This window comes from Desulfitobacterium elongatum (assembly GCF_055378975.1).
Genome location: NZ_AP038772.1, coordinates 1,303,259 through 1,317,730, shown reverse-complemented (window position 1 = coordinate 1,317,730; position 14,472 = coordinate 1,303,259). Strand labels below are relative to the sequence as shown.

The 14,472-nt window shown below is 45.0% G+C and carries 15 protein-coding genes; 2 read left to right on the top strand and 13 right to left on the bottom strand.

Annotation, left to right across the window (positions count from 1 at the left end):
- Nucleotides 1–5: 5 nt before the first annotated feature.
- From fabK to ACZ42W_RS06060, 8 genes are all read right to left on the bottom strand, one after another.
- Nucleotides 6–953 (bottom strand): enoyl-[acyl-carrier-protein] reductase FabK, encoded by a 948-nt coding sequence (gene fabK, locus ACZ42W_RS06095; protein ID WP_464169191.1) that lies wholly within the window; start codon nt 951–953, stop codon nt 6–8.
- 6 nt (nt 954–959) lie between these two features.
- Nucleotides 960–1,955 carry a beta-ketoacyl-ACP synthase III gene (locus ACZ42W_RS06090; protein ID WP_464169189.1) on the bottom strand — a complete coding sequence of 332 codons (996 nt, stop codon included), beginning with the start codon at nt 1,953–1,955 and terminating at the stop codon, nt 960–962.
- Between the two features lie 143 nt (nt 1,956–2,098).
- Nucleotides 2,099–3,106, bottom strand: coding sequence for a phosphate acyltransferase PlsX (gene plsX, locus ACZ42W_RS06085; RefSeq protein ID WP_464169187.1), 1,008 nt, complete (start codon nt 3,104–3,106; stop codon nt 2,099–2,101).
- 11 nt (nt 3,107–3,117) lie between these two features.
- Nucleotides 3,118–3,687: a transcription factor FapR gene (gene fapR, locus ACZ42W_RS06080; RefSeq protein ID WP_464169185.1), complete on the bottom strand. Its 570-nt coding sequence runs from the start codon at nt 3,685–3,687 to the stop codon at nt 3,118–3,120.
- Nucleotides 3,688–3,806: 119 nt separating this feature from the next.
- Nucleotides 3,807–3,986, bottom strand: a complete 180-nt coding sequence (gene rpmF, locus ACZ42W_RS06075; protein WP_464169183.1) for a 50S ribosomal protein L32 — start codon at nt 3,984–3,986, stop codon at nt 3,807–3,809.
- Between the two features lie 30 nt (nt 3,987–4,016).
- Complete coding sequence (locus tag ACZ42W_RS06070) at nt 4,017–4,526, bottom strand: YceD family protein (RefSeq protein WP_464170885.1); 510 nt, start codon at nt 4,524–4,526, stop codon at nt 4,017–4,019.
- A gap of 64 nt (nt 4,527–4,590) precedes the next feature.
- Nucleotides 4,591–5,790 carry an acetate kinase gene (locus ACZ42W_RS06065; RefSeq protein WP_464169181.1) on the bottom strand — a complete coding sequence of 400 codons (1,200 nt, stop codon included), beginning with the start codon at nt 5,788–5,790 and terminating at the stop codon, nt 4,591–4,593.
- 251 nt (nt 5,791–6,041) lie between these two features.
- On the bottom strand, nt 6,042–6,800 hold the full coding sequence (locus ACZ42W_RS06060) for a patatin-like phospholipase family protein (RefSeq protein WP_464169179.1): 759 nt from the start codon (nt 6,798–6,800) through the stop codon (nt 6,042–6,044).
- Nucleotides 6,801–6,879: 79 nt separating this feature from the next.
- Here ACZ42W_RS06060 and ACZ42W_RS06055 point away from each other — a divergent pair, with 79 nt between their 5' ends.
- The gene (locus tag ACZ42W_RS06055) at nt 6,880–8,034 is read left to right on the top strand and encodes a nucleoside recognition domain-containing protein (RefSeq protein ID WP_464169177.1); all 1,155 of its coding nucleotides are present in this window, start codon (nt 6,880–6,882) and stop codon (nt 8,032–8,034) included.
- 110 nt (nt 8,035–8,144) lie between these two features.
- Here ACZ42W_RS06055 and ACZ42W_RS06050 read toward each other — a convergent pair whose 3' ends face one another.
- Nucleotides 8,145–8,648, bottom strand: coding sequence for an ATPase (locus tag ACZ42W_RS06050; RefSeq protein ID WP_464169175.1), 504 nt, complete (start codon nt 8,646–8,648; stop codon nt 8,145–8,147).
- A 20-nt stretch (nt 8,649–8,668) separates the two neighbouring features.
- Nucleotides 8,669–9,211 (bottom strand): 16S rRNA (guanine(966)-N(2))-methyltransferase RsmD, encoded by a 543-nt coding sequence (gene rsmD, locus ACZ42W_RS06045; protein ID WP_464169174.1) that lies wholly within the window; start codon nt 9,209–9,211, stop codon nt 8,669–8,671.
- A gap of 454 nt (nt 9,212–9,665) precedes the next feature.
- On the opposite strand from rsmD, the gene gpr reads away from it, so the two are divergent.
- Entirely contained in the window at nt 9,666–10,652 is a 987-nt protein-coding gene (gene gpr, locus ACZ42W_RS06040; RefSeq protein WP_464169173.1) for a GPR endopeptidase, read from the top strand.
- A 95-nt stretch (nt 10,653–10,747) separates the two neighbouring features.
- On the opposite strand, the gene ACZ42W_RS06035 is transcribed toward gpr, so the two are convergent.
- The 3 genes from ACZ42W_RS06035 to sdaAA form a co-directional block, all read right to left on the bottom strand.
- Nucleotides 10,748–10,873, bottom strand: a complete 126-nt coding sequence (locus tag ACZ42W_RS06035) for a small, acid-soluble spore protein, alpha/beta type (protein WP_464169172.1) — start codon at nt 10,871–10,873, stop codon at nt 10,748–10,750.
- A 149-nt stretch (nt 10,874–11,022) separates the two neighbouring features.
- Entirely contained in the window at nt 11,023–13,605 is a 2,583-nt protein-coding gene (gene recG / locus ACZ42W_RS06030; protein WP_464169171.1) for an ATP-dependent DNA helicase RecG, read from the bottom strand.
- Nucleotides 13,602–14,465 (bottom strand): L-serine ammonia-lyase, iron-sulfur-dependent, subunit alpha, encoded by an 864-nt coding sequence (gene sdaAA / locus ACZ42W_RS06025; protein WP_464169170.1) that lies wholly within the window; start codon nt 14,463–14,465, stop codon nt 13,602–13,604. The genes recG and sdaAA overlap by 4 nt, the downstream gene beginning before the upstream one ends.
- Between the last annotated feature and the right edge of the window lie 7 nt (nt 14,466–14,472).

The window sequence follows — 14,472 nt, the reverse complement described above, 5'->3', positions numbered from 1 at the left end:
AAGTCCTACTTCATGAACCTTTGCGATAGTCGCTCCATCTCGCGTTCGGCGCCCTGTATGACATCCTGAACGATATCATGAGCGGATTCTATCTTCTGGACAGCTCCAGCAACCTGACCAGACATTACAGACCCATTCTCGATATCACCCTCGACCATGGCAATGCGGAGTTTTCCTGCACCTAGTTTTTCAAGTTCCTCAGGTGGAACCCCTTCTTTTTCCATTTTCTCTAATTCTCGAGTAAAGCGGTTTGCGAGACATCGAACAGGGTGACCTGTGGAGCGTCCTGTTACTACGGTATCTCTATCCTTTGCCTTTAGGATCAGCTCCTTGATTTTAGGAGAAATCGTACACTCTGTAGCGCACATAAAGCGTGTACCCATCTGTACTCCTTCAGCACCCAGAGCCAAAGCAGCGAGCATTCCCCGTCCATCGACGATTCCACCCGCAGCAATGACCGGAATGCTCACTGCATCAACGACTTGTGGAACGAGGGGGAAAGTACTTATCTCCCCAACATGTCCGCCAGATTCCATCCCCTCAGCGATGAGCGCATCGACTCCAGCCTTTTCTAATCGTTTTGCTAAAGCCACAGAAGCAACAACCGGAATAATTTTTGTACCGACTTCTTTGAGCATCGGGATATATTTTCCGGGACTCCCTGCACCCGTCGTAATGACAGAGACCCGCTCCTCAACGATGACTTTCATCACATCCTCCACATACGGAGACATAAGCATAACATTTACTCCGAAGGGCTTAGAGGTTATCTTCTTGATCTTTTGAATCTCATGTTTAAGCCAATCCGCTGGTGCTTGACCCGAGCCAATAATTCCGAGCCCTCCTGCTTCAGAAACTGCTGCAGCGAGTTCCCCAGTGGCTACCCAAGCCATTCCTCCCTGAAATATTGGGTATTCAATCCCAATTAACTCACAAATTCTAGTTTTAATCATATGTTTTTAAGCTCCTCTCTTCGCCCACTTCAAAACAGCTGCTCCCCAGGTCAAACCCGCACCGAAGCCTACCATAACAACGATATCTCCATATTTGAACCGTCCTTCGCGGGCCGCTTCATCGAGTGCTACCGGAATGGATGCGGCAGACATATTTCCATAACGATCAAGATTAACCACAACTTTTTCGGCGTCGATTCCCAAGCGTTTTACAGCGGAATCCACAATTCGCATATTGGCCTGGTGTGGGATAAGACAATCGATATCTTCCTTCTGTAAACCTGCCCGCTCAAGTGCCTTCAGAGCCGTCTCTCCCATAATCCGGACAGCAAACTTAAAGACTTCACTACCGGCCATATGGACTGTATGCATTTTCTTTTCGACGGTTTCAAGGGTTGCAGGATACATAGATCCACCACCTGGCATGGACAAAAGCTTTCCACCTAAACCATCCGCTCCGAGCTCAAAGCCAAGGAATCCATAACCGTCTTCTACAGGTTGAAGCACTGCTGCCCCAGCTCCGTCACCAAAAAGAATACAAGTTCCTCGATCTTCCCAGTTAAGAATCTTGCTCATAGTTTCCCCACCAATAACTAAGACGGTCTTATACATGCCAGTAGCAATGAATTGAGTTGCTGTAGTTACTCCATAGAGAAAGCCTGTGCAAGCCGCCTCTATATCAAAGGCTGCAGCCTTTTTAGCACCCAGTCTTTCCGCTACAAGACCCGCTGTTGCAGGAAAGGCATAATCAGGTGTAATCGTCCCAATGATTACGAGATCTAACTCTTCAGGGGAAATCCTCGCATCCTCCAAAGCCCGTAGAGCAGCTTGGTAGCATAATTCCGATACTGGAGTATCTGAATCAGCTATGTGGCGTTGCTTGATTCCTGTCCTAGCCACAATCCATTCATCACTCGTATCTACCATTTTCTCTAATTCAAAATTCGTTAAAACCTTTTCCGGCATATACGAACCGGTTCCCACGATTCCAACACTAACCATGAATCTCTCCTTCTTTCTCAACCTTCATAAAGGAAACTTACTTCAAGTGGAGTTTCAACTTCATCTGAAGTCCGAAAGGTCTGTGAAGACTTTTCCCACTTGTTAGTTAACCTTATCCAGGATCATATCAATCCCGCAGTGCCCTATTCCTTTGGATTGACTGAGAAACGCGGTAGCTCTTCCCTGATCTTCTCTAGGAAGCGACTCTCGACACACTCCTTGGCAACGCGAATTGCATTGAAGATTGCTTTCTCATTTGAGCTTCCATGACAGATAATGCTGATTCCATTGACTCCAAGAAGTGGAGCTCCTCCGTACTCAGCATAATCAAGCATTTTGCCGATTTCTTTAAGCCCAGGTTTCACAGCAAGTGCACCTAACTTACGGACTGGAGTCGAAGTTATCTTCTCCTTAATCAGTTGGAACAATGCTCCTGCTAATCCTTCCGTTGTTTTCAGCAAAACATTCCCGACAAACCCTTCGCAAACTACTATATCGGCCCGTCCGTATGGGACATCTCGTCCTTCAATATTCCCGATAAAATTCAAGGGAACTTCTTTTAAAAGCGGGTAGGTAGCTTGGGTAAGTTCATTCCCCTTGCCCTCTTCCCCCCCAATATTGAGAAGGCCAACCTTAGGATTCTCAATCCCTAAAATCCGTTCTGCATAAATACTTCCCATCATGGCATATTGAACAAGATGCTCTGGTTTGGCATCAGGGTTCGCTCCTACATCCAAGACAAGTTTGCCGCCCTCCAACGTTGGAAGTACGGTAACAATTGCAGGACGATCAATCCCTTTGATTCGACCAAGTCCAAGTAGGGCTGCTGCCATCTGTGCCCCCGTACTTCCGGCACTGACGATTGCATCTGCCTCACCGTCTTTGACCATGCGAGTAGAAACCACGATAGACGAATCTTTCTTTTTCCGAACCGCTTGAGCTGGATGTTCATCCATCTCAACGACTTCAGATGCCGCTTTAATACTTATGTTTTTCGGACGATCGTTTTTTGGCAGACATTCTTCGATCCGCTCTGGTTGTCCAACTAGGATAACCTCAATATCTTGATATGCCATAGCACTACGAAGTGCTCCTTTAACGATCTCTCCTGGAGCAAAATCTCCACCCATCGCATCTACAGCTATTCTCATGCTTTACCCCCCTATAGATCCAACTGGTCATCAAAGGCAAAAAGAACCCACGTGCCTGACAATACCTTTTCTTGGTTCACTCGCAAATCAATTTCCACTAAATATTTATTTCCTTTACGCTGAAGAACCTTTCCCTCAGCCAAGACAGTTTCCCCAAAATGTACAGGCCTGATAAACTTCATCTCCACACTGCCCGTAACAGCCACCTCGGCATCCACTAGGGCAATCGCTAAGGAGTTAGCCTGTGCAAATAAGTGATGTCCACGAGTAACCCGCGCTTTGCTTAAGACCATGCTTTCATCAATCGTCATTTGCGTGCTTCCCAATTCTCCGATGTGAAGCTCTCTTAACTCTCCAATTAATTCCTGCTCTCCTAAGGACTTAATGGTGTCGTAGGCTTCATGGGCAACTGCTCGTGTGCGTTCTCGAAGTTCTGGAATACTTAACTCAGTCCGATCGAGCCGGATTGTTGAGACGCTGACACCGAAGTACTTTGCCAGTTCCTCATCGGTAGAAAACGGATTCTTTTCTATTTCAGTACGCAACGCTTGATGCCGTTCATGTTTATGATGCCTTGTCATGATAACCACCAACTCTTATAATTTTATGACCTGGTACTAATTATTATAGCTTATGGCTTTTGGCATTACAAGCAACAAAACAAAAAGAAGCCCATGAGGGCTTCTCGTTTGCAGCAATATTATTCTCCCATAGAGATAACTTCTTTTGCCTTGTAATAACCGCAGCTAGGGCAGATATGATGAGATAACTTTGGTTTATGGCATTGGGGGCATTCGATGTGGTTTGGTGCAGTTAACTTCCACATAGCCCTGCGTTTACGAACTCTTGATTTGGATTGGCGATGTTGAGCAACACCCATTGATTACACCCCCTTTAAGCTTTCGAATAATTAATCTTCACGAGTCCATTGAGCAAGCGCAGCAAAACGGGGATCAATGTTCTCTTGGACACAGTCGCAAGACTTTACATTTTGATTCACACCGCAAACAGGACATAGCCCTTTACACTCAGGAGAACAGATAAACCTCATAGGTAACGCTAACACAATCTGTTCTAGAATGCGCTCGTTCAATTCGATTTCATCTTTATCGAACAGCAGCGCAGTTTCTATTTGCTCTTCCGTTGCTTCAGGAGTAAAAACCCACTCATCCTCATAGATTTGATCGATCGGATAAATAAAGTCTTCTAAGCATCGTCCACATCGAGCTTTCAACTCAGTGAGGACTTTTCCTTCCACCAGCAAGGATTTTCCCGTGTTGTTCACCTGAAGCTTCACGTGTACAGGAGCAGCAAATGACACCTCATCTAATTCTGAATCAAACGAAGAAAAATCCTCCGTCAAATCAAAATGAGCAGTCCCACCTTCATTGCGACGAACTTGAGCGACATTCACTTTCATATGATCACTCCAATGCACATCCATTATTATAGTTGGCATGATTTTCTTTGTCAAGGAAAACTCCTTAACCTTTGCTAACAATCTCCTGGGTATCCATTGCAATCATAAGTTCTTCGTTCGTAGGAATAACAAGAAGACGGCAAGTCGCTTCTGATTTAGATACATCGACTTCTTTACCCCGAACATTGTTCTTTTCAGAGTCTACATTGACTCCAAGATAATTAAGCCCCATGCTGATTCCTTCACGCATCTCCGGGGAATTTTCGCCCAAACCTGCTGTGAAGATAATTGCATCTGCTCCATCTAACACTGCAGCATAAGCGCCGATATACTTCTTAACATCATGAGCGAAGACATCGAGCGCAAGTTTCGCACGATAATTTCCCTGATCACGAGCATTTTCAATATCACGGAAATCGCTACTAACACCCGATAGCCCTAGGACACCGCACTTTTTATTGAGGAAGTCATTAACCTCATCGGAGGAAAGATTCTCTTTTTGCATAATAAAGGAAACAATCGCTGGATCCAAATCTCCAGAACGAGTTCCCATCATAAGACCTTCCAAAGGTGTAAAGCCCATGGAGGTTTCGATGGATTCCCCACCTTGGATGGCTGTGATCGAAGAGCCATTCCCCAAGTGACAGCTAATCAGCTTTAAATCTTCCAGCGGGCGATTGAGCATTTTTGCAGCCCGTTGGCTGACATATTTATGAGAGGTTCCATGAAATCCATATTTACGGATTTTGTACTTTTCATAAAGTTCATAGGGCAATCCATAAAGATAGGCATGTGGTGGCATGGTTTGATGAAAGGCAGTGTCAAAGACCGCAACTTGAGGAACGCTAGGCATTAACTTTTGACACGCCTCAATCCCTGCAATGTTCGGTGGATTATGAAGTGGTGCTAATTCGATACAATCTTCGATAGCTTGCATTACCTCGTCGTTAATCAAGACAGAGCTTGCGAATTTCTCTCCACCATGAACAACACGGTGACCGACAGAACCTATTTCATCTAAGCTCTTCACAACACCATATTCAGGGTTTACTAAAGCGTCAAGGACGAGCTGAATAGCAACCGTATGATTCGGAATCTCTGCTGTGATAATCTCTTTTTCACCTGAAGCTGGACGATGAGTGAGAACAGCGCCTGGAAGGCCAATGCGCTCAACCAGACCCTTTGCCAATGGATTCTGAGTCGTCATATCAAGAAGTTGGTACTTCAAAGACGAACTCCCGCAATTGATTACAAGAATTTTCACGTTTATTACCCCCTATTTTTCCTTTTCCACCCATTCTTCTCTTTTTCTTTTTTCTGATTTTCTTTCTGATTTTTCTCTTTTCTCTTTTTTCTTTATGTTAATATCAAGGATAAATTTTCTCTATCTAGTTTATCCAAAATACGAACATTCTTCTACTTGTGAGAAATAATCTTTAGAAAAGTTATCAACACTCTTGTTTCATTACACAAAACACTAATTAGTTTAGCACAATCCCCTCCTTTTTCAAAGTCTTATGTAAAGATACGTCGAATTTCAGAAGATTGCGCCAGCGCAGCTTGCCGCCCGAGTGCAATTACTTCTGCAGCAGAATCAAACTGCAATACCCCGATATGACCCACTTCAGGTTGTATCAGTAAATCTGCACCTTTACAATTGCTACGAAAAACCTCTTCCTCGAGTATCTCTAGAGATTGAAGCATCACATCCATAGCCGTGGCAAGTTTCATCGTTAATCCTCGTTTTACATCCACAGCCAAGATTTGCTCTGCCCCCATTTCCTTCACGATATGGATAGGCAGGCGATTGATCACTGCACCGTCAACGAGTAAGTGCTCTTGGTAGCGATAGGGCTTAAATACCCCTGGTATGGAAACACTGGCACGGACAGCTTGAGCAACGTTTCCTTCACGAAAGACCACGAGTTCTCCCGTCTCAATATCTGTAGCTACGATAGACAGTGGAATCTTCAGTTCCTCAAACGTTAAATCCTTCGTCAAGAGACGCATCGCATCCAAGAGTTTATCCCCTTTTACAAATCCCTCCCGAGAAACAGAAACATCAAAGAGCTTTTTAGTAAATCCAGGATAAGTCAGCAGTCTCTCTAAGCGGTAAAGGTCAATTCCTGCAGCCCAAAGCGCCCCGAATATTGATCCAATACTGCAGCCTACCACATAATCCATCTTTATGCCCTCTTCTTCAAGCACCTGCAAAAAGCCGAGATGGGCCATCCCACGGGCGCCACCCGCTCCAAGTACCAACCCCTTTTTCATAGGAAACCCTCCTGAAAATGAATCTCTTCTATCTTGCGCAGTTCCTCCATATATATCTATGTGGAAGGGCGGGTGAGATATGGCTTCTGCAGTTCGGGTAATACCATTTTTTCTTTTGGCTATGGCTATGTTTTATTACCCACAAGAAGTTGTTCTGTCAGCAGCTGATGGGCTTTCCTTGTGGTGGAAATTCGTTTTACCTGCTCTACTTCCCTTCTTTATTCTATCCGAACTTTTAATGGGAGCGGGCTTTGTCCATTTTCTCGGGGTACTACTCGAGCCTATAATGCGCCCTGTGTTCCGTTTACCTGGGCAAGCTTCTTTTGTGCTTGCTATGAGTTTTACGTCTGGCATTCCCATCGGTGCTGTCCTTACTAGCAAGCTTCGACAGCAAAATGCTGTCACAAGAGAAGAAGGTGAACGCCTCCTCGCTTTCACAAGCAACCCCAGTTCAGGGTTTATGTTTGGGGCTGTAGCCTCGAGCATGATGGGGAAACCCGGCCTCGGAGTGGTACTTGCAGGTTCAGTGTATCTTGCAAATCTCCTTGTAGGAATTTTATTTCGCTTTTATAGGATGAAGAAATCCGAAGAACTCCTTTCTGGTCCCCCCTCACTCAAGAGGGCTTACCAAGAGCTGCAAAGAGCCCAAAATCAGGACAATCGTCCCTTTGGGCAACTCTTAGGTGATGCTGTACGCCAAAGTGTGAATACGATTTTACTCGTCGGCGGGTTCATCACGATCTTCTCTGTCCTCGTACACATGCTTGAAGTTTTGCGAATCACAGATAGTCTCGGTTATCTTCTACAGTTACTATCGAGTGGAGCAATCACATTGCCAGCAGTATCTGCCCTTGTCAATGGATTTCTCGAAACTACCTTGGGGTGTCGAACGACAATTAATGCCTTTTCGACCTTGCACCTTCAAGTCGGTATATTAGCCGCCCTGCTGGGCTGGGGTGGTCTCTCAGTCTTTGCACAGGTCGCAAGCTTTACCAGTACGACCGATCTTCGCTTTACCCCATTTGTCGTAGGGAGAGCAATGCACGCGATTTTTGCTTTTCTCCTAAGTCAAATTTTCTTAAGTTTTGTCAAAATTCCTGTCTTCCAGCCTGGACTATCCGTTCCATCCTATGGATTCTTGGAGACTTGGCGACTCAGCGCTTGGATTTTCTGCGTGGTAATGTTGCTTTTATTTGGAATAAGTTTCATACTAAGACTTGTTTATCGCCGTTAATTTTTCGCCCAATTATTTTTTCACCCTATTATTATTTAAAACTCACTTCACTACTCATAACCACACTTAGACTAGTCCTTAGAAAAAAGGGGTACCCAAACGGGTATCCCTTACTCACTCTTTTCAGTAGCTTTGTCGCTACTTTTTTCACGTTGCTCTCGTTTGGCTAGATTACGAAGTTCTTCTCGATTACGTCTTAGACCCTGTAAGGTCTCTGTTACGCTTTGTTCAACCTGAAGAAGCATCTCGTCAGTATACTGTATCGCTCCAAATTTAACTTCTTTTGCATAGGCTTGAGCTTGACGTGCAATATCTTCTGCGTAACTCTGAGCCTGTTTTACAACTTCATTCTCCTCAGCCATCTTCTCTATGTAGGTTTTTCCCCGTTCGAGTAACCTTTCGGCCTCTGCATGAGCCTCATCCAAAATCTTTTGCCGCTCTGTTAATACCCATTTTGCATTACGAATTTCTTCGGGGAGAGATGCCCTCATTCGGTCTATGAGTTCGAAAATCACATTATCATCGACTAGAACTTTTCCAGTCATCGGAATCTTGGTCCCGCGATCGACAATTTCTTCCAATTCTTCTAACAAAGCGAGAACATCGTTTTCCAAGTCCAATCCACTCCAATCTTTCAATCAATTCTTTGAATATACCAGATTTTTGTGTCCCCATATTCTCCTGTTTTTCTCACTTCAAAGGGCTTTACTTCAGGAAGTATCTCATCTTTTGCCGTCTCCACGATAATAACCCCAAGAGCTGATAGCCGGCAAGGGTTTACTAAGTGATTCAAAGATTTTCCTGCAAGACCTTGATGATAGGGAGGATCGATAAAAACCAAGTCAAATTCATCCTCTTGTGATTGCTTAAGATATTCGAAGGCATCCATGGTCATGAGTTTGGCATTTTCCATCCCCAAATGCTCGATATTCTCCCGAATAACCTCCTGGGCAATTCGGCTTTTCTCCACGAGTACAGCTTCCTTTGCTCCTCGGGATAAGGCCTCGAAGGCAAGGTTCCCTGTACCAGAAAATAAGTCAAGAACTCGGGAATTTTCGATTTTTTCTCGAAGCACATTAAAGATGGCCCCTTTAATCTTATCAGCTGTCGGACGTGTTCCCACTCCAGGGACTGCCTTTATGCGATGTCCACGGAAATCTCCAGAAATGATTCTCATTCTGCACTTCACTCCATCAGATTTTGACATATATAACTTGGGAATATTTAGTATTTTTTCTTCTTATCATCCTCAGGGTAAACTCTTCCATAAGTATACCACAATCTACAAATTTCTTGCCCAAAAATCTCGTATAAAACCTATTTTTTAGCAAATACTAAGTTTGGTAGCCGATAAAGTAAACTTATTTTAGTTGGAGTTCAACTAAAGTATAGTTAACTTATCCAAGGGCTTAGCGCCACTTACTCACGAAAGTGCAGAAAACTGAGTGGTGCAAGGTCATTGGACAATAATTTTCTTTATCGATGCCTTTCCCCCATCCAGTTCTTCCTTACGTTTCTCCTCTCTGGTCACTGGTCGTGAGGGCCAGTGATTTTTTTCGTATGAGCCCTGAAAATCCGCCCAGAAAAATTCAAAGGCCCGAGCTGTTTCAAGTAAAGGAGGACTACGAACCATGGAAAAATCCGATTTATTTCGCAAATTTAATGTAAACATTGATCTAGCGGTTGAAGCTCATGAACTTTTACGTGGTGAAGCAGAAACTGAGATTTCTGGTGTACGTATGGATGAAGAAAATTTTGACCATGCAACAGTGACGACTATCGTTATCGAAACTGACCAAGGCGTTCAAGAAATGGGACGACCCAAAGGAACCTACATAACGATCGATGCCCCTGAAGTCCGAGACAATAACTATCTGATTCATCAAGAAATCACTGAAATCCTAGTTGATAAGCTCGTTAAACTCATGAATCTATCTGAAAGCGCCAGTATCCTTTTGGTTGGTCTAGGAAATTGGAATGCTACACCAGATGCGCTAGGACCACAGGTTATCGACAAAAGCTTAGTCACTCGACATCTTTTTAATTACACCCCAGAAGAACTCAAAGGGAAATTAAGAAAAGTTAGTGCCATTGCCCCTGGAGTCCTCGGAATCACTGGAATTGAGACTGCGGAGATCATTCGTGGGATTGTGGAGCATGTTAAACCTGATTTAGTCATTGCTATCGACGCACTCGCTGCCGGATCTCTTGATCGTATCGGAACGAGCATTCAGATATCTGACACGGGGATTTCTCCTGGATCTGGGGTAGGAAATCGCCGCACAGGAATTACAGAAGAAACACTGGGTTGCAGGGTCATTGCTATTGGCCTACCCACAGTTGTTAATGCTGCTATCATCGCCAACAATTGTCTTGAAGCCCTTTTTGACGAATTAAAGACGAGCCCCTCCCTATACAAAATCTATAAAGAATTTAGCCCGAAAGCTCTAGAACAAGTCCTCAATCGGGCCCTCTCCCCTTATAACGGTAACCTTATGGTGACTCCAAAAGAAATTGATACACTCATTCAGTCGACAGCACGTATCATTTCAGGTGCATTAGGAATGAGCCTCCATCCAGGAATAAGTCAGGAAGAGTATCAGATGTATTTGCAGTAGGGATGGAATATACAGGAAACAATGTTTTGGAGAGAACTTACAATAAGAGAGCGGGCTTACCCCGCTCTCTTCTTCGTTGTCTTAAGTTTAAATGACTAGGTATTCGGGAACTTCTTGTGCTTACGATTTGCGATGCCGATTTCCTGCGCTACTTCGTATTTGAACTTTTCTAGTGCAGAACTCAAAACGGGTTTATTCGTTTTATTAGTTGAATCAGCCATTCGTAAGCCCTCCTCTTTCTTTTCGGATAGTGGACACATAATTCAGGCAGGCCTTCATCGCTACCTTGCTCTTCTTTAACTTTATTCTGATTTTATTATCGTCCAACTACGTCAGAACAATTCGCGACAATTCATGGTGAAGCTGGAATTTAATGAAGTCCCACTTTTTCTAAAGAAAAGTATTTTTCAACTTCATTCCATAATTCAATGTAGTGTTCCGGATTTGATAGCACTTTTTGGGCCATTTGATATGCTTCTTCCACTAAGTGACCGTCGCGAGACAAATCCGCAAGGCGCAATTCCATAATTCCATGCTGCCTTGTACCAAGTAATTCTCCTGCCCCCCGAATGCGGAGATCCTCCTCTGCAATCCTAAATCCATCCTGGGTCTCACAGAGGATGGCGAGTCTTCGGCTGTTTTTGACGTCAGAGAGCAAAATACAATAGGACTGCTCACTCCCACGCCCGACTCGTCCACGGAGCTGATGGAGTTGGGCAAGACCAAAGCGTTCTGCACCTTCGATGACCATGATTGTGGCATTAGGTACATTAACCCCAACCTCCACGACCGTAGTGGAGACGAGAATGTCGATATTCCCCGTCTGAAATCCATTCATAATCTCTTCTTTTTGTACACCCTTCATTCGACCATGAAGTAAGGCAACTCGACGATTCGGGAAACGCTCTTGCAAGGACTCATACCGTTCTGTCGCAGAAATCAAGTCCAACGTTTCCGATTCCTCGACCAAGGGACAGACAACATAGACTTGTCTCCCCTTTGCCATCTGTTCTTCCATAAACTTCTCGAGATTGGGCCGCCCGCGTTCCGTAAATTTACGGGTAAGGATAGGCTTGCGCCCCTTAGGCATTTCATCCAAGACGGAAAGCTGTAAATCGCCATATAGAGTAAGAGCGAGTGTTCGAGGGATTGGGGTCGCCGTAAGGACAAGTACGTGCGGATTTTCTCCTTTGGTTTGAAGTATAGTCCGTTGTTTTACACCAAATCGATGCTGTTCATCCGTTACCGCTAAACCTAACTTCAGAAATTGAACACTCTCCTGGATTAAGGCATGCGTCCCGACTACGACGTTTGCTGCTCCAGTAGAGATTTCATGGAGTATCTTTTGCCGCTCCGATTTAGTTTGACTCCCAAGTAGGCAGATTACCCGGATTCCCAGTGGGGCAAAAGCCGCTTCAAGGGATTGAAAATGTTGAAGTGCAAGAATTTCCGTCGGAGCCATCATAGCCCCCTGATACCCCGAACCTACTGCTTGAAGCAAGGCTGCCATAGCAACGGCCGTTTTTCCTGAACCGACGTCCCCCTGAACGAGTCGTGCCATCCCTTTAGTTCCCGACATATCATGAAAAATTTCTTGAATAACTCGTTTTTGTGCTGAAGTTAGCTCAAAGGGAAGATCTTGAAAGAACCGTTCCACGAGGCTTTTTCCGCCCTGGAGAATTGGACTGTTCTCCCGCTGTACTCCCTTACGAAGTCGGGCAACCGCCAATTGTAAGAAAAGCACCTCTTCAAAAACAAGCCGTTCGCGTGCTAAGCCCAGACCGTGAAAGGTATGTGGGAAGTGAATTTCCTGATAGGCCTGAGAGCGGCCTGGCCAATTTCGCCCTTCGACTAGGTTCGGAATTTCTGAAAAATACTCCGTTGCTTGGGGGAGGATACCTTTTATTAGACTTCGAAGGACCTTTGAAGAGAGACGTGCCGTTTCTGAATAAATAGGAATAATTTCACGGTATTCCTCAGACCCTGCTTTTTGAATATCTGTGGCTTGTATTTCAGGAACTCGTTGCTGCCAACGAACTTTTCCTGTGAGAATTACTGAAGTCCCTACTGGATATTGCTTTACGATAAAGGTCTGGTTAAACCATACTCCATTCAGAAGCCGCCCGTCCTGTTCGATGCTTAGCTTAATGACCTTTGTCTTACCTCGAGTAATATGACTTGCTACCACTTTTCCTGATATGGAGGCTAGTTCACCATCTTTTAAGTCACCTATTCGACGGAGCCTTCGGTCTTCGTAGCGGCGCGGAAAGTACATCAGAAGATCCTTAACGGTATGTAAGCCAATCTGTTCGAGTAGCTTCGCCCGTTCTGGGCCTACTCCTTTTAAATACTGTAACGAGCGTGAAGATGAAGCAGAAGCCGAACTTTGTGAAGGCCTTCTATCTGATTCCGTTGGGGTAACCGATTTAGGGGAAATAGGCAAAGGGTCAGGAGTTTTGTGACGCTCTTGAGATTTTGGAGCTATAGTGGGAGGGAATTCATGTGAGTGCTCAAGAGAGTGTTCTTTGTTAGAAATGCTCTCTTTTGGAGTGTGTGCTGGAGAATGCACTTTAGGTGTTCTCTGATCAGTAATATGTAAAGTATCCGTTGAATGTGAGGTGTCTGTCGGAGGTTGATGCAAAGATCCCCTGGGAGGAAGTGGTTCTTTCGGGTGAATGCTTTCAACCGACTGATTATGCTCCTCGATGAAGCTCCGAAGATGAACTATGGCCTGACGACGCTGTAAGGGACTCCAAGTAGAATACTGCCCAGCAATCGATTTGAGTACCCCGAAATCACTCCCCGGTTCAAGTTGCTCTAAACGCGATAAAATTCCCTTCAAAAACGAATGGAACCCGCCTACGACCCCTGTGTTGCTACAGCCCTGCTTCTCTTCAGCTAAGACAGCACGTTGAAGGTGGTTTAAGACGATTTTGCCTTGATTTCCGATCATAGGAAATCAGCCTGAATTCTTCGCCCGGTTGGCGTGATTGCTAGTCCCCCTTGGGCAGTTTCCCTGAGACTGCAAGGCATCTGCTTGCCAATTTCATTCATCGCATCAATCACTTCATCTAGAGGAATGGCACTTTTTATTCCTGCCAAGACCATCTCTGCAGCGGACAAAGCCACCGTAGCTGCGGTCGCATTCCGCTTAACACACGGTACTTCAACAAGTCCTGCTACGGGGTCACAAACAAGGCCAAGAAAGGATTTCATGGCAATTGCTGCAGCATGAGCAGTATCTATTGGACTCCCCCCAGCAAGTTCGACAGCTGCAGCTGCCGCCATCCCAGCCGCTGACCCTATCTCTGCTTGACAACCTCCTTCTGCACCGGAGACATTCGCTCGATCAGCAATGATCATTCCAATTCCCGCTGAAGTGAATAGAGCAGTAACAAGTTCTTCCTCCGAGACGTTCAAAGCCTCCTCCACCGTTAAGAGAACTGCTGGCAAAACCCCACAGGATCCAGCCGTTGGTGCAGCGACAATTTTGCCCATACTCGCATTCACTTCAACGACAGCCAAAGCTCGTGCAATCGCACCGTTAACCAGTTCTCCGATTAAACTCTTCTCTGAATGGCGCAGCGCTTCGACCTTAATCGCATCCCCACCGACTAACCCAGATAAGGACTTTCTATTTCCAGCGAGACCGATACTTACCGCTTCCCTCATTACTTGAAGATTTTGGGCCATCCGTTCTCTTAATTCAGCTTCAGGCTTTTCCGATTCCTCAGCCTGTTCAGCCAAGACAATCTCTCCGATTTTTTTCCCTTTTTGCTCGGCAAGGTGAACATAATCGACATATGCACGCATATTTAAA